General features: G+C 37.1%; 27 protein-coding genes and 1 other annotated feature. Of the genes, 8 read left to right on the forward strand and 19 right to left on the reverse strand.

What is annotated here, in order from left to right:
• Positions 1-181: 181 nt before the first annotated feature.
• Positions 182-1,114, forward strand: coding sequence for a S66 peptidase family protein (locus OXPF_RS05805; protein WP_054874265.1), 933 nt, complete (start codon positions 182-184; stop codon positions 1,112-1,114).
• A 15-nt stretch (positions 1,115-1,129) separates the two neighbouring features.
• On the opposite strand, the gene OXPF_RS05810 is transcribed toward OXPF_RS05805, so the two are convergent.
• A complete protein-coding gene (locus OXPF_RS05810; RefSeq protein WP_054874266.1) occupies positions 1,130-1,606 on the reverse strand; it encodes a hypothetical protein in 477 nt (158 codons plus the stop codon).
• An 8-nt stretch (positions 1,607-1,614) separates the two neighbouring features.
• Positions 1,615-2,487 (reverse strand): putative RNA methyltransferase, encoded by an 873-nt coding sequence (locus OXPF_RS05815; protein ID WP_054874267.1) that lies wholly within the window; start codon positions 2,485-2,487, stop codon positions 1,615-1,617.
• 181 nt (positions 2,488-2,668) lie between these two features.
• On the opposite strand from OXPF_RS05815, the gene OXPF_RS05820 reads away from it, so the two are divergent.
• A complete protein-coding gene (locus OXPF_RS05820) occupies positions 2,669-3,076 on the forward strand; it encodes a hypothetical protein (protein WP_054874268.1) in 408 nt (135 codons plus the stop codon).
• A gap of 32 nt (positions 3,077-3,108) precedes the next feature.
• Positions 3,109-3,411 (forward strand): DUF5316 family protein, encoded by a 303-nt coding sequence (locus tag OXPF_RS05825; protein ID WP_054874269.1) that lies wholly within the window; start codon positions 3,109-3,111, stop codon positions 3,409-3,411.
• On the opposite strand, the gene nth is transcribed toward OXPF_RS05825, so the two are convergent.
• The 9 genes from nth to OXPF_RS05865 all read right to left on the reverse strand — a co-directional run bounded on the left by nth (position 3,387) and on the right by OXPF_RS05865 (position 9,900).
• The gene (gene nth / locus OXPF_RS05830; RefSeq protein WP_054874270.1) at positions 3,387-4,046 is read right to left on the reverse strand and encodes an endonuclease III; all 660 of its coding nucleotides are present in this window, start codon (positions 4,044-4,046) and stop codon (positions 3,387-3,389) included. The two genes, OXPF_RS05825 and nth, sit on opposite strands and share 25 nt — an antisense overlap.
• Positions 4,047-4,061: 15 nt before the next feature.
• The gene (locus tag OXPF_RS21620; protein ID WP_083479712.1) at positions 4,062-4,238 is read right to left on the reverse strand and encodes an OadG family protein; all 177 of its coding nucleotides are present in this window, start codon (positions 4,236-4,238) and stop codon (positions 4,062-4,064) included.
• A gap of 12 nt (positions 4,239-4,250) precedes the next feature.
• Positions 4,251-5,351, reverse strand: a complete 1,101-nt coding sequence (locus OXPF_RS05835) for a sodium ion-translocating decarboxylase subunit beta (RefSeq protein WP_054874271.1) — start codon at positions 5,349-5,351, stop codon at positions 4,251-4,253.
• A 94-nt stretch (positions 5,352-5,445) separates the two neighbouring features.
• Positions 5,446-5,727, reverse strand: coding sequence for a DUF503 domain-containing protein (locus tag OXPF_RS05840; RefSeq protein WP_054874272.1), 282 nt, complete (start codon positions 5,725-5,727; stop codon positions 5,446-5,448).
• 6 nt (positions 5,728-5,733) lie between these two features.
• Positions 5,734-6,438 carry a lysophospholipid acyltransferase family protein gene (locus OXPF_RS05845; RefSeq protein WP_054874273.1) on the reverse strand — a complete coding sequence of 235 codons (705 nt, stop codon included), beginning with the start codon at positions 6,436-6,438 and terminating at the stop codon, positions 5,734-5,736.
• The gene (gene queG, locus OXPF_RS05850) at positions 6,425-7,471 is read right to left on the reverse strand and encodes a tRNA epoxyqueuosine(34) reductase QueG (RefSeq protein WP_054874274.1); all 1,047 of its coding nucleotides are present in this window, start codon (positions 7,469-7,471) and stop codon (positions 6,425-6,427) included. Before queG ends, OXPF_RS05845 begins: the two co-directional genes overlap by 14 nt.
• 116 nt (positions 7,472-7,587) lie before the next feature.
• Positions 7,588-8,100: a GNAT family N-acetyltransferase gene (locus tag OXPF_RS05855; protein WP_054874275.1), complete on the reverse strand. Its 513-nt coding sequence runs from the start codon at positions 8,098-8,100 to the stop codon at positions 7,588-7,590.
• A gap of 159 nt (positions 8,101-8,259) precedes the next feature.
• On the reverse strand, positions 8,260-8,949 hold the full coding sequence (gene sleB / locus OXPF_RS05860; protein WP_054874276.1) for a spore cortex-lytic enzyme: 690 nt from the start codon (positions 8,947-8,949) through the stop codon (positions 8,260-8,262).
• A gap of 42 nt (positions 8,950-8,991) precedes the next feature.
• Positions 8,992-9,900, reverse strand: a complete 909-nt coding sequence (locus OXPF_RS05865; protein WP_242854330.1) for a radical SAM/SPASM domain-containing protein — start codon at positions 9,898-9,900, stop codon at positions 8,992-8,994.
• Between the two features lie 216 nt (positions 9,901-10,116).
• Here OXPF_RS05865 and OXPF_RS05870 point away from each other — a divergent pair, with 216 nt between their 5' ends.
• Together OXPF_RS05870 and OXPF_RS05875 are read left to right on the forward strand one after the other, a co-directional pair.
• A complete protein-coding gene (locus tag OXPF_RS05870) occupies positions 10,117-11,937 on the forward strand; it encodes a YgiQ family radical SAM protein (protein ID WP_054874278.1) in 1,821 nt (606 codons plus the stop codon).
• Positions 11,922-12,554, forward strand: coding sequence for a DedA family protein (locus OXPF_RS05875; RefSeq protein WP_054874279.1), 633 nt, complete (start codon positions 11,922-11,924; stop codon positions 12,552-12,554). Before OXPF_RS05870 ends, OXPF_RS05875 begins: the two co-directional genes overlap by 16 nt.
• Here OXPF_RS05875 and OXPF_RS05880 read toward each other — a convergent pair.
• Positions 12,551-13,432: a YegS/Rv2252/BmrU family lipid kinase gene (locus tag OXPF_RS05880; RefSeq protein ID WP_083479714.1), complete on the reverse strand. Its 882-nt coding sequence runs from the start codon at positions 13,430-13,432 to the stop codon at positions 12,551-12,553. The genes OXPF_RS05875 and OXPF_RS05880 overlap by 4 nt on opposite strands.
• A 69-nt stretch (positions 13,433-13,501) precedes the next feature.
• Positions 13,502-13,924, reverse strand: a complete 423-nt coding sequence (locus OXPF_RS05885) for a CBS domain-containing protein (protein WP_054874281.1) — start codon at positions 13,922-13,924, stop codon at positions 13,502-13,504.
• Positions 13,925-14,156: 232 nt separating this feature from the next.
• On the opposite strand from OXPF_RS05885, the gene pssA reads away from it, so the two are divergent.
• The gene (gene pssA / locus OXPF_RS05890) at positions 14,157-14,666 is read left to right on the forward strand and encodes a CDP-diacylglycerol--serine O-phosphatidyltransferase (protein WP_054874282.1); all 510 of its coding nucleotides are present in this window, start codon (positions 14,157-14,159) and stop codon (positions 14,664-14,666) included.
• Between the two features lie 15 nt (positions 14,667-14,681).
• Here pssA and OXPF_RS05895 read toward each other — a convergent pair whose 3' ends face one another.
• Entirely contained in the window at positions 14,682-15,080 is a 399-nt protein-coding gene (locus tag OXPF_RS05895; protein ID WP_054874283.1) for a hypothetical protein, read from the reverse strand.
• Positions 15,081-15,337: 257 nt separating this feature from the next.
• Here OXPF_RS05895 and OXPF_RS05900 point away from each other — a divergent pair, with 257 nt between their 5' ends.
• Positions 15,338-16,111 carry a hypothetical protein gene (locus OXPF_RS05900; protein ID WP_054874284.1) on the forward strand — a complete coding sequence of 258 codons (774 nt, stop codon included), beginning with the start codon at positions 15,338-15,340 and terminating at the stop codon, positions 16,109-16,111.
• Positions 16,112-16,164: 53 nt separating this feature from the next.
• Here the strand turns inward: OXPF_RS05900 and OXPF_RS05905 are convergent, their stop codons facing one another.
• The 5 genes from OXPF_RS05905 to OXPF_RS05930 all read right to left on the reverse strand — a co-directional run bounded on the left by OXPF_RS05905 (position 16,165) and on the right by OXPF_RS05930 (position 22,812).
• Positions 16,165-16,992 (reverse strand): carbon-nitrogen hydrolase family protein, encoded by an 828-nt coding sequence (locus OXPF_RS05905; RefSeq protein WP_054874285.1) that lies wholly within the window; start codon positions 16,990-16,992, stop codon positions 16,165-16,167.
• Positions 16,993-17,061: 69 nt separating this feature from the next.
• On the reverse strand, positions 17,062-18,825 hold the full coding sequence (locus tag OXPF_RS05910; RefSeq protein ID WP_054874286.1) for a sensor histidine kinase: 1,764 nt from the start codon (positions 18,823-18,825) through the stop codon (positions 17,062-17,064).
• A gap of 393 nt (positions 18,826-19,218) precedes the next feature.
• Positions 19,219-19,563 carry a HEAT repeat domain-containing protein gene (locus OXPF_RS21625; RefSeq protein ID WP_242854331.1) on the reverse strand — a complete coding sequence of 115 codons (345 nt, stop codon included), beginning with the start codon at positions 19,561-19,563 and terminating at the stop codon, positions 19,219-19,221.
• Between the two features lie 253 nt (positions 19,564-19,816).
• On the reverse strand, positions 19,817-21,268 hold the full coding sequence (gene gltX / locus OXPF_RS05920; RefSeq protein WP_054874287.1) for a glutamate--tRNA ligase: 1,452 nt from the start codon (positions 21,266-21,268) through the stop codon (positions 19,817-19,819).
• Between the two features lie 62 nt (positions 21,269-21,330).
• Positions 21,331-21,530, reverse strand: a binding site (T-box leader).
• A 478-nt stretch (positions 21,531-22,008) separates the two neighbouring features.
• On the reverse strand, positions 22,009-22,812 hold the full coding sequence (locus OXPF_RS05930; RefSeq protein ID WP_054874289.1) for a DUF2935 domain-containing protein: 804 nt from the start codon (positions 22,810-22,812) through the stop codon (positions 22,009-22,011).
• 195 nt (positions 22,813-23,007) lie between these two features.
• Between OXPF_RS05930 and OXPF_RS05935 the strand changes: the two genes are divergently transcribed.
• A complete protein-coding gene (locus OXPF_RS05935) occupies positions 23,008-24,783 on the forward strand; it encodes a M3 family oligoendopeptidase (protein ID WP_054874290.1) in 1,776 nt (591 codons plus the stop codon).
• Positions 24,784-24,792: the final 9 nt, after the last annotated feature.

Here is a 24,792-nt window from a genome sequence, read left to right on the forward strand (position 1 = left end):
TAATCTCTATAATTCTAAGCTGCAAGGAATATTTATTACTTTTGCCTTCTCACCTGTTAATACGTATTTAATTTTCTTTTGTCTGATTGAGACTAAAATAAATTGGAATATTTCAGCATATCATAAATTGAGTAAATTCTCTTTTTAATCCTTAATTTTATATTATGAAGGAAGGAATGAAATGATTAAGCCAAAAGTCCTTAAAAAAGGAGATACAATAGGACTCATCGCCCCGTCCAGTGCCGTCAGAGAAGAAGATCATGTGGAAAAATCAGTACAATCACTGGCAGAACAAGGTTTTAATGTGGTGGTAGGTGAGAGCTGCAATCAAAAATATGGATACCTGTCGGGAAAAGATGAAATAAGAGCAGCAGATATTAATAAAATGTTTGAACACCCTTCAATCAGAGGAATTTTCTGTATACGAGGGGGTTATGGCAGCTTAAGAATACTTGATAAAATAGATTATGAAGCAGTTAAACAAAATCCCAAAGTATTTTTAGGCTATAGTGATGCAACTGCCCTCCACATAGCATTTAATAATATATGCAATTTGGTTACATTTCACGGCCCCATGCCGGCCTCCGATATGATTTCGAATTTTGATGATTTTACTAAAAAAAGCTATTTAAAAGCCATTGCTTCAAAAACTCCTTTAGGAAAGCTTGACAACCCTGAGGGCTGCCAAATAAAAACTCTGGTTCCCGGAAAAGCCAGAGGGAAAATAACCGGCGGAAACCTGGCACTTGTAGCTTCTACTTTGGGAACGCCTTATGAAATAGATACAAAGGATAAAATATTATTCTTGGAAGATGTAGGGGAGTATATTTACAGAATTGACAGGATGCTTATGCAGTTAAAGCTGGCAGGAAAATTTGATGATTGTTCAGGCATTATACTTGGTGACTTTAAAGACTGCACCGCCGAAAATGAAAATTCCAGTCTGACTTTAAATGAGGTATTCCAAGACATAATAGTTCCTCTTAAAAAACCTTCCATATACAATTTTATGTCAGGGCACTGCAGCCCGAAGGTTACCTTACCCTTTGGCGTCGAGAGCCATCTTGATGCTAAAAAAGGTATTTTAAAAATTACCAAATGCGCATTGAGATAAGTAAAAGGTTGACACTCATTGGTTCTTAATGGCTTCCCAATTCTGTGCTGTTATACCTATATGTCCTATGCCCAAAATTACTGCGGCAATACCTAACCATATTACTTTCCCGTAAACTGAAAGCAAAAATACTGCTGTAACTGGCAATACAGCCAGCGGAAGAGGAATTCCAAAAAATGGCCTGTAGAAATCTATTGATACATGTTTTCCAATAAAATATCTTCCCCAGCAAATCAAGTACAAGGCCATTAATACAAAAGCTATCCCTAACCACATAGTCCATAAATTAAAATTGTGAATATTAAAATCATCGAAAATCAGCAAAAAAACTGTGCAAAATAGTTGGCCTATTCTTTCGAAAGTCAGAAATATTTTATTTTCTTCAATCTTCAAATAATCCTTGGGAAGATTAAATCCATAAATAATGTTGGGTATAAATAAACAACACAGAAAAATTAAACCTGTGTATGAAAAACCTAATGTTCCAAACATTTTACCACCTATTTTATGTTATTCTTTTTGCCAACGATAACAGTCATATCCACAGTAATCTTGTTAATTCCTATTGTGAGAGTTTTTTGAATTTCTTCATCATCAGCTCCCCAGGATAAAGGGGTCATATTTATAAGCTGCTCTAAGTTATCTCTGGTAAGCTCAACTTGATATTCGATGTTCCGTGTACTGCATAAATCAAAATGTTTGCTGAAATACTTCAGCACCTTCTCATTTGAATATGTCTCCTTATCGGTATTATTATAAAATATGTTTCTTAATTCTTTCAGATAATTGCTGCCCGGAATTGCTTTAATCAGCAGCCCATTATCAGCTATAATCCTGTCAAACTCAGTATAATTAGATGGTGTAAGAATATTCAGCACTGCATTAAATCCCTTATTAATAAAAGGAGTTTTTGTTATATCTGCAACGCACCAAACATTATTTTGAGAATGGTTTTTTGCAGCCATTTTAATTCCTTCCTTTGATATATCTACACCTACCCCGAAATATTCAGCGTCAGATTTGCCATTCAAATTTTCTATTATCTGTGCCAAATGAGAGCCTTCACCGCAGCCGGCATCCAATATTTTAATACTGTTATTGTCTGTTTTATTGATTCCTTCTTTTATTATATCGGTTATGCAATCTGTAATCGGTTTAAAGAAGCCGCTCCTGCATATTATGCTCCTTGATAGAAACAATTTTTTATCGTATTGGGTTTTTACAGGGCTTAAAAGCAAATTGACATAGCCTTCTTTTGATATATCAAAGCTGTGCTTATTAAGGCAGCTTATATTTTTTGCCTCCTCGCTTTGTATGCTGCTTCCGCAAACAGGGCACTTGAATATATTAATTATTTTATCTAATTGAGACATACTGTACCTCATATACTATGTAAAAGTAATAATTAACATTATATAAACTTATCTTTTAAAATTATCTGTAACATTTCCAAACTTATACAGTCTTATTATATAGACTATATCACTAACTAATTAATATAATAAAAGAAAGGCCACAAAAAATAAACTGATTATTGTTGCCGGGAGGTTTGATATGAATAAAAATAACATAATTTATAGAATATTTTATTTATCAATAATTATATTATTTTTGTTCGGAAGTGCATATATACAAAATGTTTACCGGATAAGAACTTCAAGCGGACAGTCATCTTCTTCAGGCTTTTATATGGAACTGATTATATCTGCTGTTTTCGGCATGCTATTAGGCTGCGGCAGGTTACTCAAGCATATTAATGGAAAATCAAAATTGAGCTTCAAATTTGAAAATTTCATTTTCTACTCCATTCCCTGCATTGTATTTCTGATTATAGAATTGAACATAAACAACGGCTCTTTCTTCTTTCATAAAACCTCATGCTATTTTGCATCAATCATGCTAGGGTACGGAATTGCATCAAGCCTGAAGAAAAAAGATATTAAACATTGTGGGGAGGTTTGAGATAATTGCCTTTTAACTTTGGAGGATTGCCTATGTATATAAAAATATTTGTTATTTCCATAGCTGAAACAGCCATGGTTTATGCAACATTAGCTATATTCAATAAATCAGACATGCTCGTGACTACCCTCGGTATAATCGGAGCAATACTCTTATTTATATCCTCAATTTTATCGGGAGCTTTAGTCTCGGGAAACAGGATGAGGTTAAACCATGCTGTTGAAGATAAAAATGAGATGCAAAATAAAAAAACAATCCAAGTTTTTACCTTTATACTTGGATTAATGAATGTATTTGCCTGTTTAATTATTTACTTCTCTTCTAAGCCGCTGTAATATCTGCAGTATCCGGAAATTGGACAAACCGGGCATTTGGGATTTCTGGCGGCGCAAATACGCCTGCCATGCCATATTAGAAGATGATGGGCATGGGACCATCTGTCTTTTGGTATGTTCTCCATAAGCATGTCCTCTGTTTTTTCAACGTTATCGGCAGTTGCCAGTCCTATCCTGTTTGATACTCTAAACACATGAGTGTCCACGGCTATTGCAGGAATGCCGAAAGCATTGCTCAATACCACATTTGCGGTCTTTCTTCCCACCCCTGGCAAAGATACCAGTTCTTCCATAGTTGACGGAACTTTGCCATTAAATCTTTCAAGAAGCTCTCTGCACATAGCCTGGATGTTTTTTGACTTGCTTCTGTAGAGGCCTATCTCTTTTATTTCCTGCTCCAATACTTCCTGGGGTATTGACAGAAAGTCCTCAGGTATTTGATATTTTAAAAATAGCTTGTCCGTAACTTTGTTAACGGTTTTGTCAGTTGCCTGGGCGCTTAAAATTGTAGCTACAAGAAGCTGGAAAGGATTGCGATGGTTAAGCTCACAGTGAGCCTCCGGAAAAGTAACAACCAAGGCATCAAGAATCCCCTTTACATCCTCATCCGTGAATTTTTTGAATTTTTCCTTCATTGTATTTCACCTGCCCTAATTTTTCTCTCTGTCAGGAAAAAGCTTAATGAGTAGTTTTATGATTATATAAAACATAAACAGAACCAATATTACTGTTGTCATACCATAAGCCATTACTTCCAAACCTTCGTTAAAGGTTTTAAATGCATCGGAACTGAATGGTATATTTAAAAGTGTCATTAAATATATCATATACAATGCCTCCTATTTTATCAATGACAATATAAGACCGCCTGCTATAACAGAGCCTATCTGCCCTGCCACGTTTGCCCCTACCGCATACATAAGCAGAAAATTTGATGGGTCTTCTTTTTGCGCCAATCTTTGTATCACCCTGGATGACATGGGAAATGCCGAAATGCCCGCAGCCCCCACCATGGGGTTTATCTTATCCTTTAAAAACAAGTTCAAAAGCTTTGCAAACAGCACTCCTCCGGCAGTATCCAGTATAAATGCTATAAGACCTAAACCGATTATAAATATGGTGCGCGGCTGCAAAAATTCGCCGCCTTCCATTGTAGCACCAATTGTCAGGCCAAGCAAGATAGTCGTAATATTAACAAGCTCGTTCTGGGCAGATTTGGACAAACGCTCTACAACACCGGTTTCCCTCATAAAATTTCCAAACATCAAAAAGCCTATCAAAGCCACAGATTCCGGTGCGATAACTCCGGATATTATTGTCACAATGACAGGAAAGGCAAGCCTTACAAATTTAGATACATTTTCCGTCCTGTAAGTCATTTTTATTTTACGTTCTTCTTTGGTTGTGATGGCTTTTATAACCGGAGGCTGAATAATCGGAACCAGTGACATATAAGAATAAGCCGCCACGGATATGGGTGCTAAAAGATGCTTTGCAAACCTGTTTGCCACAAGTATGGAGGTAGGCCCGTCTGCCGCTCCGATTATGCCGATTGATGCCGCTTCCTTAAGAGTATATCCTAGTAAGGTGGCAACCAAAAGAGTTGAAAATATTCCAAACTGGGCTGCAGCACCGAAAAGAATCATTTTAGGATTTTGAAGGAGGGGACCGAAATCTATCATGGCCCCCACACCTATGAATATTAACAGAGGAGCCAGTTCTGTATCTATGAGGGCCTTTTTTATTATGGTCAATGCACCGTGCTCTCCTATGGCACCGCTTAAAGGAAGGTTAGCCATTATGCAGCCAAAGCCTATGGGTATTAACAGGGCGGGCTCGAAATCCTTCTTAACCGCCAGGTACATAAGCCCAAGGCCAATTATAATCATAACCCAATTTTGATATGCAGACTGCATTAAGCTTTTCAGCATTCCCTCCATTGTCTTTCCTCCTGATATTGAAAATTACGCACTACAAATATAGATTTCCCTAAATTTCAAAAATTAAAAGAGGCACCAAAAGTGCCTCAAAGGGTTAATAAATCTCTACGCTGCTGTCTGTTATTTCAACACGGGGGTCGTTTTCAATGAAGTTTAATATGCTGCTTATGACTTTGTCTATCTGGACCTTATCGTTTGAAATACAGGCTATGCCTATTTCGGCTGACTGCCATTTATCGTTGAGTCCTGTTTCCGCAATTGAAATGTTGAATCTTGATTTCAATCTTTCTATTAAGCTTTTGAGCACATGCCTTTTTTCCTTTAAAGAATTGGCATCATGCACTATAAGTGTTATACTGCATATTCCTGCAACCATAAAAAATCACCGCTCTCTGTATACTCCCTGATATTCTTCCGGAAGCAATTGTGCAATTTTTTTCATGACAAAGCTTAATGCTCTTCCTTCGTAATCTTCTTTTGTTTCATCCTCCTTCTTGGTTGGTGCATAAAATCCATCGCCAACTGTTACAGTCACATCGGCATGATGGAATTTTTCCTTTCCCATATCGTTGTCATTTATGGGGAAGAGTTTTTCAGTGCCTGTAATCCCTATGGGAACTAAAGGAACCTTCGAAAGCTTATGTATCAGCAGTATGCCTTTTTTCCCCTCTATCATTGAAGCGCTGCGGCTTCTTGTGCCTTCGGGGAATATGAATATTGAACTTCCGGATTTCAGCATTTTTATTATAGTGGATATGGCTGTTTTATCAGGAGAGCTGGGATTTATAGGAACAGTATTTACCACCCCTAAACCTATACTTGTCAAAGCATTTTTTGAAAGCTTTACTCCTGCAACGAACCATATGCCTTTTTCTTTTAATACCTTATTTAGTATAAGGCCGTCTGAATTGCTTAAGTGATTGCTTATAAATATCGCCGGGCCTTTGATTTCCTGAAGCTTTCCTTCATTTATAACCCTTATCCTGGCGTACTTGTTAAGATAGCCGTCAACAATCATTTTTGCAATTTTACTTAACAGGGGCTTGGGCAAGAAATTTATAATTTTAGCAGTTTTACTGGAAATCATTTTTATCCTCCATACTTTCCATAAGCCTTTTTAAGCCGTATACTGCTGCCTTTTTTATATCCGGTCTTTCATCATCAAGGTATTTTACCAGGACATCCCATGCTTCCCTTTTACCGCTGTTTGCAATTACGGCAATTGCATTTTTCTGAAGATTTTTTTTCCCCCTCCAGCCGCCGGATGTTAACTTATAGGTTTTCTCAAAGGTTTTATTATCCATATCAAGTATTGCCACGGCATCGGGATATATATTCCACTGCTTTGGGATAAACTCTTCATGGCTGCTCATCTTTATATTTCTATTCTTGGGGCAAACCGATTGACATACATCGCACCCATAGAGGCTTAGACCGGTGTTTTTCATGTTTTCATAATCAATTTCTTTATTTTGGGTGAGATATGATATGCATTTTTTAGCATCAATGGTGTAAGGCTTTAATAATGCACCTGACGGGCAGGCTTTTATGCACAACTCACAGTCACCGCAATCCCCTGTAACCGGCATATCGGGTTGTATATATAGATCCGTTAAAATCTCCCCTAGAAAAATATATGAGCCGTATTCCTTATTTATTAAAGAACAGTTCTTTCCTACAAATCCAATACCCGCATTTTTAGCTATATGACGCTCCAAAAGCGGATTGGTATCAACAAAGAACTTTGTTTCCCCATATAATCGTTTGTTTATAAATTCAGCTAAAGCTTCAAGCTTTGACCCCAATACCTTGTGATAATCTCTTCCCCAGGAAGACACAGACATTGTGGCCTTAAATTTTTGCTTGCTCATAGCTTCAATTTTATCCCTGTCTATATTATAGGAAATACCTGCAGAAATTATGGTTTGGCAGTTTTCCATCAGAAGCTTTGGATTTATTCTTAAATTCATATCCTTTTCTTCAAAACCCGAAAGATAGCCCTTACTTTCCCTGTCCCTTAAAGTTTCTTCCACATCATAAGCAATAAAACAGGGAGAGAATCCTATTATATCTATGCCTATCCTTTTAGATTCCGTTATTATAAGTTCTTTATTATTCAAATGTATCCTTCCTCAGTTAATTATATATTTGAGAATGACGCAGATATTAATGCTCTCTTGTGCATACAAATCATTTTAATTATATACTATAGCAAAAAAAGTGTAAAAATAAATATTCATTCCTTGCGGAGCTCCATGATGAGCTCTTCAAAATACCTGTCTCCCCGCAATACTTTTTTTACGCCTTTTCCTATGGTTTTAAACCCGCAGGATAAATAACAGTTTATTGCCTTTCTGTTAAATGAAAATACCTTAAGATATATAGCTTCCAGCTTGAGCTTTTCAAAACAGTATTTTTTAATGGTGTTTATTGCATCTTTTCCATAGCCTCTTCCATGAAAATTTTTTCTACCGATAACGATAACCAGCTCCGCCATCTTTTTGCGTAAATCAATGGGGTAAAGCCACAATTCTCCGATTACGTATCCGGTTTTATCTTCAATAATAAATACATATCTTTTACCTTTAATGCCATCACTGTATATTCTTCTTACATGCCATTGATTGAAGGTTATAGGATAATCCTCCTGGGCAAAAAACTGTATTTCCGGATCATTTATCCATTCAAAAATATATTTCAAGTCACTGTTTTTAATCCATCTTATATTAACCAGTTTTCCTTTCAGCATTACGTTACCCCGTATACCCGGACAAGTCCAGATAAAAATCAAAATATAGATTTAATTTACTATATGATGAATACGGATAACTGGTGAAGAATGGTCAAATTAAGCCTGTAATACAAAAAGCCTGTCAGTACGAGGACTGACAGGTTATATTTGAATTTATTATCTGCAGAAACGATGACTTCCGATAACTTTTATAAGAGGTCTTGACCATATCCACTTATTTGTGGTCTTGGCGGGATTGAAGTAATAAATTGCCCCGCCTGACGGGTCCCACCCATTTAAAGCATCTCTGGCAGCTCTTTGAGAAGTGGCTACCATTTCGGCATGTATCTGTCCGTCGGTTATTGCCGTAAATGCCCCGGGCTGATAAATCACCCCGGCCACGCTGTTGGGAAACCTAGGGTCCCTGGTCCTGTTTAATATTACACCGCCTACAGCTACCTGGCCTATATAAGGCTCTCCCCTTGCTTCTCCGTTTATTGCTCTGGATATAAGGGTATGACTATTACTTGCCGAATATGCACTGTTGGTGCCTGCATTTATGCCCAGGGCACTTAAGGTCCTGGAACCTACGATACCGTCGACTGCCAGGCCGTTTTTGGCCTGAAATTTTCTCACTGCAAGGTATGTCTGGTAACCGTATATTCCGTCAACAGACCCGTTGTAATAGCCCCAGTTTTTTAACCTTCGCTGTATCTCTGTAACAACAGACCCGCGTGAACCCCATCTGTATGTTGCTGCAGATATGGACGGCGGCTGGTACCCCATATAAATGGAACATGAGAAATATGTAATCACACCCGCTATTATGAATATCACTATGCGCTTCAACAGCATTCTCCTTTCCATCATCATAACCTATAAGTTATATTGTCTTTATTTTTATAAAATTTATTCGGTCATATTGAAGCGCTTTCTGTAGCCGCATCTTTTGCACAAATCTTCAACAACCTTTCTTTTGGAAAATCCATTGTAAATATTCAATGCCCTGCCACTGTTTATAATGTCTGCCATTTCAGTTTTATATATATTTCCTAAGTTTATACTGCCTTTACTGTCTAAGCAGCAAGGCACCACCGTTCCATCTACCAGTATGCCAAACTGGTTCCTTAATCCGTAGCAGAAGCCGCTGTCGCCTGTATTTTCTGATTCCATGTCCGGCCAGTCAAAGCGGGAGGCCTTGCTTAATATTACATTGGGGGAAAGCCTCAAGCTTCTCTCATTCATAAACCTTTTCTCGAGGTTGTAATCTATGCAAAACTCCTTTTCAAGCCTCTTCAATGTTTCATGGCTTTTATATTCTCCCTTTTCCATATCTTCTGCATTCCACAGCCTTAAGCTTATCATTATCCTTTTTTCTTGCTGCGAAGCTCTTATAAAATCAAATATATCTTCAAAATAATTGTTTGAATCAAGAGTTTCATTTGAATCAAAGCTGTGAAGCGAAAAGTTTACTAGTTTAAGTGACTTTTTATTGATTAAGATATCCTTTGACTTTTTAATAAGTGTACCGTTTGTGGTGATATTTACTCTGAATCCATGTATGTATGCCTTATCCAAAAGCTCTCCCAAGTCAGGGTGCAAAAGAGGCTCTCCCATAACGTGCAAATATATTGTATTTGTATAAGGGGATATTTTCTTCAATGTATATTCAAAGCCCGCAACGGAAATAAATCCCGGACTTCTCTTGTTTTCAGGGCAGAAATCACAGGATAAATTACATACATTTGTTACTTCCACATATATCCTTTTATACTTTCTCATAGGTTTTACTTCTCCGTAAATATATCTTTTTATCATTGCAAAACAACGTCGATCCGTTGATATTATTTGCTTTTCTATTACCAATTATATTGTCAGTACAATGTAAGTTCAATAATAGACAGAAATAATAAGCAATTTAATTTTAATGGGCATAATTAAAAGCATCATGGTCTTTATCAAAAAAGCTTCAAAAGTATATAAAACCATATAAATGTGCTAATATTATTTTTAGAGCATACAGAGGTGATTTAAATGACACGCAGTTTTTTACCCGTAAACAAAAAAGATATGATGAACCGGGGGTGGGAGCAACTGGATTTTTTGTTCATAAGCGGAGATGCATATGTGGACCACCCTTCCTTCGGTCATGCTATAATAACGAGGCTTTTAGAGGCGGAAGGCTTTAAGGTGGGAATAATAGCCCAGCCCGACTGGAATGACGTAGAGAACTTTAAAATCATGGGGACACCCCGCTTTGGAGTTTTAATCTCCTCGGGAAATATAGACTCCATGGTAAATCATTATACGGTATCAAAGAAAAAAAGAAGTGACGATTGTTATACTCCGGGAGGCAAAGGCGGCAAGCGTCCCGACAGGGCGGATATAGTATATGCCAACAGGGCAAGGGAAGCTTTTAAAAATATACCCGTCATCTTAGGCGGTATTGAAGGAAGCTTAAGAAGGTTTGCTCACTATGATTACTGGGATGATAAGGTCAGGCGTTCAATACTAATGGATTCCAAAGCCGACCTTTTAATTTACGGCATGGGAGAAAAGACCATACTGGAGGTTGCAAACCTTTTAAGATACGGAAAAGATATAAAGGAAATCAGGAATACCAGAGGAACCTGCTATCTTACCAATAATATTGGAGAGCTTAAAGATTATATTTTAATAGACAGCTTTGAGGAAGTTTCCAATGATAAGAAGAAATATGCCTTATCCTATAAAGTGCAGTATGAAGAACAGGATGCAATAAGCGGAAAAGTTATTGTACAGCCCCACGGAGACAGATTTTTAGTGCAAAATCCGCCTGCCCTTCACGTGACCACAGAAGATCTTGACAGGATATATGATTTGCCTTATATGAGAAAGCCCCACCATATGTATGAAAGATTAGGAGGGGTGCCGGCAATAGAGGAGGTCAAATTCAGCATAACAAGCCATAGGGGATGCTTCGGAGGCTGTTCATTTTGTGCTTTGAATTTTCACCAGGGGCGGACGATACAGTCAAGAAGTCATCAAAGCATAATAAACGAAGTCAAGGAACTTGTTAAAGATGATGACTTTAAAGGATACATACACGATGTGGGAGGGCCAACGGCAAATTTCAGGGAAGCTTCATGCCATAAACAAAAAACTCACGGCGTATGTAAAAACAAGCAATGCCTGCACCCTGAAGCCTGCAAAAACCTGATTGTGGACCATAGGGATTATCTTAAGCTTTTAAGAGAAATACGGGAAGTTCCCGGCGTTAAAAAGGTATTTGTACGCTCCGGCATCCGGTACGATTATCTTTTATATGATAAAAGCGATGAATTCTTCAAAGAGCTATGCAAATATCATATAAGCGGACAATTGAAGGTGGCGCCTGAGCATGTAAGCGACAGGGTGCTGGAAAAAATGGGGAAACCCGGCAGGAAAACATATGACAGGTTTGTAAAAAAATATTATGATATAAATAAAAAGCTTAATAAAAAACAGTTTTTGGTGCCCTATCTTATGTCCAGCCATCCCGGCAGCGATATTTATGCTGCAATAGAACTGGCCGAATATATAAGGGATTTAGGCTATAACCCCGAACAGGTGCAGGATTTTTACCCTACCCCAGGCAGCCTTTCAACCTGTATGTATTACACAGGCTTAGACCCCAGAACCATGGAAGAGGTTTATGTGCCTAAAACCCATAATGAAAAGGCTCTTCAAAGGGCTCTTTTGCAATACAGGGATCCTAAAAATTACAAGCTTGTGCATAAAGCTTTGACAATGAGCGGCAGAAATGACCTTATAGGTTATGATAAAAACAGCCTGATAAAACCTCAGAGAGGAGTAAAACCTTGGAACAAGCCTTAATTGATTTCACAAACAACATATCCGCTAACCACCCTTATCTTGCATATGCTTTCTTTTTCATAAGTGCGGTGCTGCAGATAATGTTTCCGCCTTATCCCGGAGACACAGTTTTAATAATTGAAGGGTACCTTTCTTCAAAAGGTTTTTTCAATTTTTTTGGCATTACTGTAAATGCAATAATTGCAACTTTTTTATCCTGCCTTTTTTTATATCATACAGCCTATAAAATGGGGGATAAAATATATGATATTCCTGTTATAAAAAGATATTTTTCAAAGGATAAACTTCTAATGTTAAATTCCTGGTTTTTAAAATACGGCTCCTTTGCCATTTTGATAAGCAAATTTATTCCCGGCATAGGTTCCTTTGTAATGATAGCAGCCGGAACCTTTAAAGCTTCCCGTATTTCCGCCTATATCGCCATGGCTGTTGCAGCCATTTTGCATAATACCATGCTTGTATTATTAGGCAGAGCCGCAGGAAATAATATGGACCTTATAAAATCCATGCTTCACAGATATAATGTGGCAGTTGCTGTAATTTTAATAATAGCAGCCGGCATTTATATTTATGTAAAATTATCCAAAAAAACAAAGAGGCAGCAGGGTGAATCCTAAGGAGCAAAAACGGCGACTGCCCTTGGGATTACACTTATTTCAACAGGAAATAAAGGCCCTGCCTCCCCGTCTATATCCGTTTCAATATCACATTCGCAGTTAATGGTTATCTTATCTGTTTTAAAATAAATTATATTGCTGTCATTAAGGTGCTCTCCCCTTAATAATTTTATGAAGAGGGTGACCAGTTCAACAATGGGGCAGGCTTTGACGGCTATGATATCCAGCATGCCGTCATCAATTCTTGCATCCTTTGCCAAAAGATGAAACCCTCCTGCCGAACAGCCGTTAAATGCGGTAAAAAGATAAATCTTATCCTTAATTACTCTGTCATAGGAGATGAATTCCGCCGTTATGGGGCTGAAGCTTGGTATCTGCTCCAAACCCTTAAAATAATAGGCAAGCTTGCCCAATGTATTTTTTAAAGTTGCGTCCGTTTTTTGAGAAACATCAGTCAAAAGACCTCCGGCAGCCACATTTATAAAATACCTGTCATTGATTTTGCCTAAGTCTATCATCCTCGTGTTGTTCTCTGCAATTATACTGCAGCATCTTTTATAATCTCTTCCTATGCCGAAATATTCCGCAAGGTCATTGGCTGTGCCCCAGGGAAATATTCCTATGGGCAGATTAACTGCCCATTTTATCATGGCATTGATTACCCGGTTTATTGTCCCGTCACCTCCGGCGATGGCTATACCGTGATAATCATCATTGCTTGTGAATTTTACGGCATTTTCAATATCTTCAATGCTCATGGTTTTATAGGGCACCGTCTGGAATCCCTGGAGCTGGAACTCTTCGATTACTTCATCCAGCTTAGTCTTAAAGCTCTTGTCACCGGATATAGGATTGTAAATCAGACGAATTTTTTTCAAATTTATCCCTCCAAGCTCCATATTCTACCTATATTATAATGCCGTAAATTGTGTTTTTAAACCATAATACTAATGATGGACAGGTTTTGAAATATCATTCAATGCATCACCGGCTTCATTTATGAAATCAGGCTCTACCGCTAGATCCCCCAAAGCTACCATGCCCACAAGCTTCCCATTTTCAACGACTGGGAGCCTTCTCACCTGATTATCCGCCATAATTTTTGCCGCTTCGTGGACATCCATATTTACAGACCCCACAACAAGGTCCTTTGACATAATTTCTTCACAGGTAGTGCCTTTATCATCACTTTTATTGGCAACTCCTCTTATTACAATATCTCTGTCTGTCACCATACCGATAACCTTATCATTCTCACAAACAGGTATACAGCCTATGTCATGCTGCTTCATAAGCTGCGCCGCTTCATCTACACTTGTGTCTTTTGATACCGCAACTACATCTTTGCTCATAATGCTTTTAAGTTCCATAATATTTTCTCCTTCCATGGTTTAATAAAATATTTCTACAATATTTTCTCCAAAAAACAATTTTATATAAAGGCAATAATAGTTATTCATGAAAATATCCATAAATAAGCTTTAAGCTTTGAGGCAACAATAATCCTTGTATGAAAACCAACTTTAATTTATAATTATACTTGTTTGATACCCTGCTTAAAATTCAGTCATAAGGGTTACTACATTCAAGGGAGGTAAATGGATGAATAAATCATCAATCCCAAATATATTTACATTTATCAATTTAAGTCTGGGTATTGTATCTATCATATTGACATTTAAAGGCAACGGCGTTTATGCCGGTTTTTGTATACTAGCGGCAGCCTTCATAGACAGATACGACGGATTAATTGCAAGAAAATTCAATGCCATAAGTTCAATAGGAAAAGAGCTGGATTCTTTGGCTGATCTTGTATCCTTCGGAGTAGCGCCTTCTTTATTATCCTGGCAGCTATCCCTATCAAGCTTGGGAATTATAAGTTATGTTTTGCTTCTTATATTCCCTATATGCGGAGCTTACAGACTGGCCCGGTTTAATATTTCAGAGTTTAAGAATTTTTACTCCGGCATTCCTATAACTGTTGCCGGTTCACTTTTGGCATTTGACTGTGTGGTAACCTCTTACATGGGCGCTCACACTGGATTAAGTGCAATTTTTATATTGCTTCTTTCATATTTAATGGTCAGCTCCATACAAATTAAAAAAATTTAAAACCCCTTGAGGGGTTTATTTTTTTTCGTCATTTCCTTCATGATGCTGTATAATATGGTGCTCCAGTTCATTTTTTATAATATCATTGATTGAAAAATTGACATCTATATATTCATTCTTGGTCTTTAAATAGTCTGCATAAAGAATAACCTGGCGTTCCAAAACGTTTATGACCTTGTCGATGATTTTCCCTAAATCCTCTGCCCGGTCAATGGCATCCTCTATGTCATCCTTCTTTGCAAAGGAATTCCTATTAAAGCCGTCTGCCGAAACAATCAATAAATTATATGTGCCAGAAAGCTTAGCTAAAAGCTCGCAAATGTAAGTCAGATCATGACTGCAGGACTGCATAAGCCTGGTAAAATCAAGGGTTATGAAATTTTCATCTCCAAATCCTCCTCTGTAGTTATCCACCCTATGCATCTCCTTTGAATTATTCTCTATACATTATAATGGCTCTGTCAAGGTAAATATGCTAATTTTTCACATGTCAGGAAGGGTTATATTTTAATTTTGCATATCACAAACCCTAGGACAACTTGTACTAAAATTTGTTGCACAATCATATTATTTTACAGAAGTATTAGATTTTTAATTATCGGTATATAAAGTGAAACAAGGATGAAATACTAAAGCTATAAAAGTATTTTTACCGGATGGAGGTTAAGTATTTGAGGAAAAAATTTTATTTTTTTATGCTTATAGCCTTAATGTCGATTATACTTTCTTCCTGCTCTATTATTTCAAAAAAACCATTGATAAGCGAACCTGTAGTTGCAAAACTTATAGACAGCCAGACATCCAAACCCATTGAGGCATCAAAGGTATTTTTACAGAGCGATGCCGCAGTTTATTTTACGGTAAAGACCACAGATTTACCCAAGGATACAGTCATAAAAGTAACCTGGAAGCATTTGGATGGAGGTACCGAGATACCCTCACAACTGACTGCCAATGGCTCGGGTTATGAGGTCTTTACTCTAAAAAAAAGCGGAGAGCTTTTCCCTTCAGGACAATATGAAGTCACCGCAATAGCTGATATTAACGGAAGCTTAATGGAGTTAAAAGAGCAATTTCAGATTGTAGCTGAAGTTAAAGCTACACACCTTTTAAATCCCGTGACGGCAAAGGCTGTGGACAGCAATGATAAATTAAATCCCCTGGATGTAACATCACGGTTTTCACAATCTGACCCTGTGGTGTATTTTGTAATACAGTCAAAGGATTTGCCGGCAGATACCAAGGTTTCCTGTCAATGGGTTTATACCACGACAGGAGACAGTTTATCCCATGAGCTCATAACCGACGGCAGCAGAAATATCGCTTTTAGCTTAAAACCTGAAAATGCGCAAAAGCTTCCGGCAGGCAAATATATAGTAAAAGCATCCATAATAACGGATGCCGGCACAGAAATGGTGTCAAAAGAATTTGAAATAGTAGAATGATTAATAGGGCTATCACAATAGATGACTTTTAGTCATCTGATGCGACAGTCCCTTTATTTTATGATGATTTCGTATATATCTTTTCGTATGTGCTTTAAAAGAGGCAGCTCGTCTCTTGTCTTTTTTACGAGAGAGCCCTGAAGGTTTGCATATATTATTTCTTCCCCTTCTTTTGCCCTTGACATTATATCACCCCAAGGTGATACTACTAAAGAATTACCATAAGCTACATAGCTTGCACTTACATCCCGGGCAGGAGATGCTCCTACCATGTACACCTGATTATCAAGAGCCCTTGTCCTTAAAAGTATCTCCCAATGAGCAGGTCCTGTAGTCATATTAAAGGCGGCAGGTATAACAATGACCTCTGCTCCCTTCAGGGTTAAAAGCCTGGATAGCTCAGGAAACCGAATATCATAGCAGATTGCCAATCCGATTTTACAGTATTCGGTATCGAAAACCACAATATCATTGCCTTTTCCTAAATAGCTTGATTCTTTGAATGTAAGGCCGCTATTTAATTCCACGTCAAAAAGATGCATTTTCCTGTGCTTTGCAATCAATTTCCCTTCTTTATCGAATACGCAGGAGGTATTGTATATTACTTCTCCATGAAGTTCAGGTATGGATCCGCCGATTATATACACATCAAGCTCTTTTGAGCATGCTTTGAGCATATTATAGGTTTTACCATCAGGCAAGCTTTCAGCAAATTTGGGGAAATAGCTTCCGTCATAGGGGCAGTTGAACATTTCGCCCAATGCAATTAATTTTGCACCATTTTGTGCAGCTTCTTTTATCATGGAATAGGCTTTATTTATATTTTTATCTTTATTATCCGTAACCGTCATCTGGCATATTGCCATTTTAAAATCCTTCATACAGGTTCCGCCTTTCTCAAGTCTTTGTTATATAAATTATAGCACAAAACACCTTCACAATATGTTTGACTAGATTGCGGCTTGTACTGTTTTATATAAAGGTAATTTTATGTAAAAAGTGCTTCCTTTATCCGCATTGTTTTCCGCCCATATATCTCCGCCGTGCCTTACGATGATATCCTTGCATATATAAAGGCCTAATCCCATGCCCCCGGGGTCTTTGGACTCACGGTTTTTAACGCGATAAAAGCTGTCAAATATCTTGTTAAGCTGGTCTTTGGGAATACCGATTCCTTCATCCTTTACCGCAACGATTACATAATCATCCTGTGTATATATTTTTATGTGAATGGTGGTCATTTCCTCGGAATATTTGATGGCATTATCGATAAAATTTCTTATTACATCAGCCAGGCGCTCAAAATCGCCTAAAACCTGTGCAGGGCCATGATTTTCAATGACAATGCTCCTGTTATTGCTTGTATCCAATGCGAAGGGCTTTACTGTTGTTTGAATCACTTCTCTAATATCAATGGGAATCAGATTAGCCTTTATTTCTATATTTTTACTCTGGATTTTAAAAGCTTCAAGTATTTTGTTCAATAAGCCGGAAAGGCGGCTGACTTCATTTTCCAGAGTTTCTATAAGCTCTAATGAATCATTTATTGATTTTCCTTTATTAATTCTCATTCTAATCAGTGAAGCTATTCCTTTTATGCTTGTCATGGGGTTCCTCAATTCGTGGGCTGCCGTCTGCAAAAATAACTGGCGTCCGCTTTCCAACTCCTGTATATGCTGTGCCATCTGGTCAAAAACCATTCCGGTATGGCCTAATTCGTCCTTTCTGTTTAAATTGGTCCTTGCAGTAAAATCTCTGCTTGATATTGCTATTGCTGATTTTTCAAGTATTCTGACAGGTTTTAAAATATTAATAACTATATATAATGCCAGAGAAAATGAAACAAATACGATTATCAACATTATAATAAAGCTTGATATGCTATCATTGATAAGCCTGCTTAAGACTTCATCGGAAGCGACTGATGCAAAGGCTGCCCAGCCTATGCTTTTGACGGGTACGTCCACAATCATATAAGATATGTTTTCACTTGACATATAATTACCAGTTCTTGCAATTTCGCCGTTTAAGGCTGCCCAACCGGGAGAATCTTCTTTTATTTTTCTATCTTCATAGGAAATTTGCGTAGAATTGCTTTTATAAACAATCATACCTTGCCTGTCTATCAATCCAAAGGAGCTTGTCTCTTTTAATCTATTAGTTGGTAATACCATTTCGATTTTATCTACATCTACGGACATGGTAACAACGCCTTTTAAATCCTGGCCCTCTCTTATTGCTCTGGCGACGATCAGCGTGGGACCCTTTGATACTTTTCCGATTAGAAGATCGGATACTACTTTATCCTTTCCTCTCAATATCTCCTTGAAATATTCCCGTTCATATATGTCCAGTCCAGGTGCGCCTCCATTACTTGCAAATAAGACAGTACCCATAGGGCTGCACCAGGTAACTGCCATCACCGTAGGTACGTCATCCACCAAATTTTTAAGATAATCCTGCATCTTTTCAATACTGGCATCAGGATTGTTATAAATCGACAGGCCTATTGCATATTCCGCATGCCATATTTTTTCAAGATAATTCATAAATGCGACATCTACTGCCTGGGCATAATCTTCACTTGATTGCATTTCCGCCTCAATAGCATGCTCATATTGGGTTTTAATGATGACGCAATGCAATACAAGCATTGGAATAATAGCAGTTAAAACCAGTATATACAGCTTGTACTTCAAACTGATATTCTTCAAAAACTTACACCCCCATTTGATAAAAAAGCCTAAAATAATTTTCGCCAAGAATTACCGGAATCCTGTCAAAGGAGACGCTTCACATTTGTTTTTTCATCGCAAAATTCGGGGACACCTCACAATTTTCGTTCCTTTGTTTAGTCCCTCAATATTTCTCGGCAAATTGCAAAAAAACTACTTAATTTTTATAACCTTTTCTATCAAAGCTCTTACTGCAATGGATTTTTCTAATTTTAATCTGCGGCAAAGTGCCAATTTTATTCTTTTATATTTTCTTCCTTTATCAAATCACTTAGCGATTTTACGGCAACGTATCTATTTCTATACAACCTGTTATTCAATTCTTTTATAATTAAGCGTAAATACGATTTATCGCCTAACATAACTAATATCTTATATAAATGAATTTTTACCCATACAATCTTTTCTTTTTAAGGCAAATTGAATAAATTCGGTTAATTTTTCCTTATCATAGCATATATTATTTGCTATATCTGCAGTGGATAAGGCTGCATATCCCCTGACCAGTGCACTTTTATCCTTTTTGAGCTTATTTTTTAAAAGTTCAAAAACTTCCTGTGATTTGCTATTACATAAAGAATCACATGCATCGGTTCTGATCATCTCAGATTTGTCCGATGTCAGAAAGATTAGTATTTTTTCTGCTTCTGGCGAATCATAATGTAAAATTTCGGCTACTCTTGTTCTCATTTCTTCATCTTCATCTATAGATAGCAAATTTAAAGTTTTTAATTCACTTTCTCCTAAAGAATCAGAGTTTTAATTCCCTCGATTAAATCCAATTTATCATTCAATGCTATCACTTTCCTTGATATACTAGAATAAGCATGGTCACTTATTATTTTTTTCAGCTTGAATATTTTCTATGCTTTATGTGAGCTTTGCTTGCCCCAATGACTTTTACTATTGAATAAAAAGTTGTGAACTATCCCCATAAAAAAAACGAAGTGCCATAAGGCACCGCGTTCTTTTATGAAAGTTTTTTAATTCCCATTTGCATTCTTTTTAAGGTTTCTTCTTTGCCTAGTATATCGGCAATTTCGATGGCACCTCCAGGTGTCATCTGTTTTCCGGAAATGGCTGTTCGTACAGGCCATAGCACCTGGCCGTTTTTTACACCTAATTTTTCTATCAAGGCTTTTAATGCGTTGTCTATTCCTTCCTCTGTCCAATCGCTTAAGTCTTTTAAGGCATCATAGGATGCTTTAAGATACTCTAATGAGTTCTCAAGGTCGGTCTTCATTTTTTTATGTACATACATATTTATATCGTAATCCGGCAAACTGTCAAAGAAATCTATGTTTTCAGGTATGTTATTAAAAACATCCGTCCTGGTATGCATAAGAGCGCTTATCTTTAAAAGGTCAATATTTTTATTGGTTATAACCTTTTCATAGTATGGAAGAGCCATTTTATGAAAATCGGCAATATCCATTTTCTTAATATATTCGCTGTTCATCCAGTTTAACTTCTTCACGTCAAACATAGCCGAAGATTTGCTGAGTCCATCTATTCCAAACTGTTCTTCCAATTCCTTAAGGGAGAAAATCTCCTGGTCCGTTCCGGGATTCCAGCCTAATAATGCAATATAATTTATTATAGCCTCTATAAGGTAGCCTTTTTTATAAAAGTCCTCGAAAGACGCATCTCCCTCTCTTTTGCTTAATTTTTTGCCGCCTTCTTTTATAATGTGCGGAAGATGAATGTATGTTGGTATCTCCCACCCAAAGGCATTGTAAAGAAGATTATATTTAGGAGTTGAAGAAAGATATTCAACACCCCTCATTACATGGCTTATGTTCATCAGATGGTCATCAACTACATTTGCAAAATTATAGGTGGGCAAACCGTCGGATTTTAATAAAACATTTTCATCCAGTGTATTATTGTCAACGGTTATTGAACCAAACACTGCATCTTCAAAGGCCGTGGCGCCGGTCTTTGGTATCCTCTGCCTTACAACATAGGCTTCGCCGTTTTCAATCCTTTTTCTTGCCTCGTCTATTGAAACATATCTGCAGGGGTCATCATATTTAAATGCTCCTTCCTTTGTCAGGCCATGCTTTCCCCTTGCTTCAGCTATCTGCTCCTTTGAACAGAAGCAATAATAAGCACCGCCTAAATCAACTAATTTTTCAGCATACTCTTTATAAATGCTTTTTCTTTGGCTTTGAACATAAGGGCCGTAATCTCCGCCTATATCCGGACCTTCATCATGCTTAAGGCCGGTAAGTTTCAATACATTATAAATTACATCAACGGCTCCTTCTACAAGTCTTTCCTGGTCGGTATCTTCAATTCTCAATATGAATTTGCCATTATTTTTTTTGGCAAGCAAATATGCATATAATCCTGTCCTTAAATTTCCTATATGCATATAGCCCGTAGGGCTGGGGGCGAATCTCGTTCTTACATCACTCATTCTTATTTCCTCCATAAATTAATGTTAGTATAATAAACCTAATATAAAAAACCTTTCGTCCTGCATAGGACGAAAGGTTATCTTCCGCGGTACCACCTAAATTGGCCAAACTAGCCCACTTAAAGCTCCTTTTAACGGCAGAGCATCCGCTTTTTAAGTATCCTATGGGAGCTTCCTTCAATATGTATTCTATACCGGTTTGCACCATTTCCGGCTCTCTTAGATGGAATAAATATCTACTCTTTCCCTTAAACGGATAATATTCAATATGTCTTTATAATTTTAATGGTTAACTTATGCTCTGTCAATATTACACATGAAAATTTAAAGCAGCAGTATATATTAGTATTACCATTTTTTTGAACAAATATTGAAAATACTATATTTATGTAATACTATATAATTAATAAAAACTACATTTTCTATTCATTCAACCCAATCTTCATAATGTTTCTGTAATTATCAAATCCTTATACATAAATATGATTTATCTTCTGTGATATCTATATATTATATTGATCCTGAAAATATACGCCAACACTATATTATTCCGACACAGACTAAAATACCAAGAATTTTCTCTATAATTATTAAGAAGGAGGTATTTATATGTCAAAGGAGAAGGCAATAAAGAAAGAGACTAAAAAGCCACCTAAGGAAAATAAACAGAAAAAAGAAAAGAAAAAATATTAATGCTTTAAAGCCCGCTTTAATTATAGCGGGCTTATAATTTTTATCAATTAATCCTCCACACGGGGCTTCCCTGGCTCACATCCGGGAGCATTAATTCCAGCTGCCATAGCAAGCTTGGTTAAATAATAGCACTCTTCCCGCGCCATATGGTCGGGTACCAGAGGTAATATGGTGCTTAATACTTTCTTCTCAAGTATAAGTTTTTCTATTTCGTTTAAGAACACCTTAAAATCCAGCATCTTCATTTCTGCATCTTCATTAAATTTTTCAAGGGAAGGGAACTTGCTTTTCCCCGTCCTTAAATATCCTTTCATTTCAACAGCTTTCAAATATAAGCCTTCAAGGTCCTTCGCATAATTCCGGCTTATTTTTATAAGTTCTCTTTCCGTGTCATCAAGATTGTTGCCTATCCATGATGCATGTCCTGAACCGTCTAAAAGCCATAAAAGATGATGATGTACAGCATGTGCTTTAGGCATCCTGTTATATATAAGTACATATAATATTCCCTGGTATTCCTCCAATTCATTGAGCATGTGATTAAAAAATGTAGGCGGAAGGCTTATTTTTATTTTCCCTGTAATATGACTTTCAAGGATCTGGAGTTTGAATTGTTTAAGTTCCATAGTATACTGACAGGCTTTCCGGGTTAATCTCAAAAGATCCTTTTCTAACAGATTGCCTCTTGCCTCGTCCAGCAGTCCGTCAAAAATTTCTATAAACATACCGGCCTTTTGCATTTCCTTTTTTTCATCTGGATATAATGAATTAAAGATGAACCTGCTGTGGTCGCCCAGTATCTGCAGCCAGAACCGGTGTTCAAATAATGCAGCTTTTTCATAGTCTGTCATATTTATAATATCTCCTTTTATAATAACACTCTATATTATAGATATGTTAATAAGTAAGCTATTAGTGCAAATTTTGACCGAACATGCTTCTTATTCCAGATAATTATTATTATAATGGTTTTAATTTATCATAAATATATGATAAATTAATATTATGTGCCTTGAATTGGAAAAATTTGAAAAGGAGGAATTATTATGGATCTAAGATGGAGTTTGAAGGAGCTATACTCCTCATTTGAAAGCAGGGAATTTAAAGGTGACTTTGAAAAATTAAATCAAGATATTGAAAATATAAAGCATTGGGTAGATAAAAATCTTAAAAATACAAAGCACCTTTCATCGAAAATTGAAGAATATATCCATATGCTCAATAACTTACTCACTTTGTTTTCCAGATTATCAAATTATGCCAGTCTGACCATGAGCGTTGATGCGAAAAACGAAAAGGCTGCTGAAGTCGATGAAAAGCTGGATGAGAAAATTGCAGAGCTTACATCTCCCCAGGTTAAGTTTCAAAAATGGCTTACTACTTTGGATGATCTAAATAAAATAATTAAATCATCACCTATAATAAAGGAGCATGAATTTTTCTTAAAAGAGCTTAAAGAAAAGGGCAAATACCTTTTAAGCGAAAAAGAAGAGGTATTGATATCAAAAATGAAAAACACAGGTTCCAATGCCTGGACAAAGCTGCAGAATCTGCTTGTTTCAACTCTCCTTGTTGATATTGTAATAGATGGGGAAGAAAAACACCTGCCCCTGCCGGTAATAAGAAATATGGCATATGAAAGCAATAAGGATTTAAGAAAAGCAGCATTTGATTCAGAGCTAAAAGCCTATAAGAAGTTGGAGGAATCCTCAGCTGCCTGCTTAAACGGAATCAAAGGTGAAGTACAGACCCTATCAAAATTAAGAGGATTCTCATCTCCCCTTGAAAAAACTCTTATAGATTCCAGAATGGATATGGAAACCCTGGATACCATGCTAAAAGCCATGGTTGAGAGCCTTCCTCATTTTGAAAAGTATTATATCAGAAAGGCTGAAGTTCTAGGTCATAAAAATGGTCTTCCTTTTTACGACATCTTCGCCCCCATGGGCAACGTAAATATGCAGTTTACATATGGTGAAGCAAGAGAATATATAGTCAAAAACTTCAGTACCTTCAGCAGAAAACTTGGAGACTTTGCAAATACCGCCTTTGAAAAAGGGTGGATTGATGCGGAACCAAGAGAAGGTAAAAGAGGCGGAGCCTTTTGTTCAAACCTGCATGTGATAAAGGAAAGCAGGATTTTAACCAATTTTACCGGAAGCTTCAGTAATGTGACCACACTGGCCCACGAGCTCGGCCATGGATACCATGGGGCTTGCCTAACAGAAGTATCTTATTTAAACAGTGATTACCCTATGCCTATTGCGGAAACTGCATCCACATTCTGTGAAACCATAATAATGAATGCAGCAATTAAAACAGCATCTAAAGAAGAAGCATTTACCTTATTAGAAACCAATATCTCTGATGCCGGACAGGTCATTGTGGATATATACAGCCGCTTTCTTTTTGAATCGGAGCTCTTTGAACGCAGAAAGGAAAGCTCTCCTTCTGTAAAGGAGCTTAAGGAAATGATGCTCAACGCTCAGAAAAAAGCATACGGCAGCGGATTGGACCCGGAATTTTTACATCCTTATATGTGGATTAACAAACCTCATTACTATTATGCCGACAGCAACTTTTACAACTTCCCATATGCCTTTGGACTGCTTTTCTCGAAAGGCCTTTATGCGGAATATCTGAAAAGAGGAGCAGCATTTGTTGAGCAATACGATAAACTCTTATCCATCACCGGAAAAAATAATTTGTACGATATAGCAAAATCCGCAGGGGTTGATATCCATTCCATTGATTTCTGGCGGAGTTCCTTAAGCCTTGTAATTGCAGATATATATAAGTTCATCGAAATGAGTAAAAATTAAAGGGGGGTA

Origin of the sequence: Oxobacter pfennigii, assembly GCF_001317355.1 — a bacterium.
Classification (GTDB): Bacteria; Bacillota; Clostridia; order Clostridiales; family Oxobacteraceae; genus Oxobacter; species Oxobacter pfennigii.

What these genes read in the sequence shown, in the direction of transcription:
- OXPF_RS05820 (WP_054874268.1), top strand. Translation starts at nt 2,669, where the DNA reads ATGAATAAAAATAACATAATTTATAGAATATTTTATTTATCAATAATT.
- OXPF_RS05845 (WP_054874273.1), bottom strand. Translation starts at nt 6,438, where the DNA reads ATGATTTCCAGTAAAACTGCTAAAATTATAAATTTCTTGCCCAAGCCC.
- OXPF_RS05870 (WP_054874278.1), top strand. Translation starts at nt 10,117, where the DNA reads ATGACACGCAGTTTTTTACCCGTAAACAAAAAAGATATGATGAACCGG.
- OXPF_RS05815 (WP_054874267.1), bottom strand. Translation starts at nt 2,487, where the DNA reads ATGTCTCAATTAGATAAAATAATTAATATATTCAAGTGCCCTGTTTGC.
- OXPF_RS05855 (WP_054874275.1), bottom strand. Translation starts at nt 8,100, where the DNA reads ATGCTGAAAGGAAAACTGGTTAATATAAGATGGATTAAAAACAGTGAC.
- OXPF_RS05825 (WP_054874269.1), top strand. Translation starts at nt 3,109, where the DNA reads ATGTATATAAAAATATTTGTTATTTCCATAGCTGAAACAGCCATGGTT.
- gltX (WP_054874287.1), bottom strand. Translation starts at nt 21,268, where the DNA reads ATGAGTGATGTAAGAACGAGATTCGCCCCCAGCCCTACGGGCTATATG.
- OXPF_RS05885 (WP_054874281.1), bottom strand. Translation starts at nt 13,924, where the DNA reads ATGGAACTTAAAAGCATTATGAGCAAAGATGTAGTTGCGGTATCAAAA.
- OXPF_RS05840 (WP_054874272.1), bottom strand. Translation starts at nt 5,727, where the DNA reads ATGGTTGCAGGAATATGCAGTATAACACTTATAGTGCATGATGCCAAT.
- OXPF_RS05930 (WP_054874289.1), bottom strand. Translation starts at nt 22,812, where the DNA reads ATGACAGACTATGAAAAAGCTGCATTATTTGAACACCGGTTCTGGCTG.
- pssA (WP_054874282.1), top strand. Translation starts at nt 14,157, where the DNA reads ATGAATAAATCATCAATCCCAAATATATTTACATTTATCAATTTAAGT.
- OXPF_RS05835 (WP_054874271.1), bottom strand. Translation starts at nt 5,351, where the DNA reads ATGGAGGGAATGCTGAAAAGCTTAATGCAGTCTGCATATCAAAATTGG.
- nth (WP_054874270.1), bottom strand. Translation starts at nt 4,046, where the DNA reads ATGAAGGAAAAATTCAAAAAATTCACGGATGAGGATGTAAAGGGGATT.
- OXPF_RS21620 (WP_083479712.1), bottom strand. Translation starts at nt 4,238, where the DNA reads ATGATATATTTAATGACACTTTTAAATATACCATTCAGTTCCGATGCA.
- OXPF_RS05810 (WP_054874266.1), bottom strand. Translation starts at nt 1,606, where the DNA reads ATGTTTGGAACATTAGGTTTTTCATACACAGGTTTAATTTTTCTGTGT.
- OXPF_RS05905 (WP_054874285.1), bottom strand. Translation starts at nt 16,992, where the DNA reads ATGAAGGATTTTAAAATGGCAATATGCCAGATGACGGTTACGGATAAT.
- sleB (WP_054874276.1), bottom strand. Translation starts at nt 8,949, where the DNA reads ATGGAAAGGAGAATGCTGTTGAAGCGCATAGTGATATTCATAATAGCG.
- OXPF_RS05865 (WP_242854330.1), bottom strand. Translation starts at nt 9,900, where the DNA reads ATGATAAAAAGATATATTTACGGAGAAGTAAAACCTATGAGAAAGTAT.
- OXPF_RS05805 (WP_054874265.1), top strand. Translation starts at nt 182, where the DNA reads ATGATTAAGCCAAAAGTCCTTAAAAAAGGAGATACAATAGGACTCATC.
- OXPF_RS05935 (WP_054874290.1), top strand. Translation starts at nt 23,008, where the DNA reads ATGGATCTAAGATGGAGTTTGAAGGAGCTATACTCCTCATTTGAAAGC.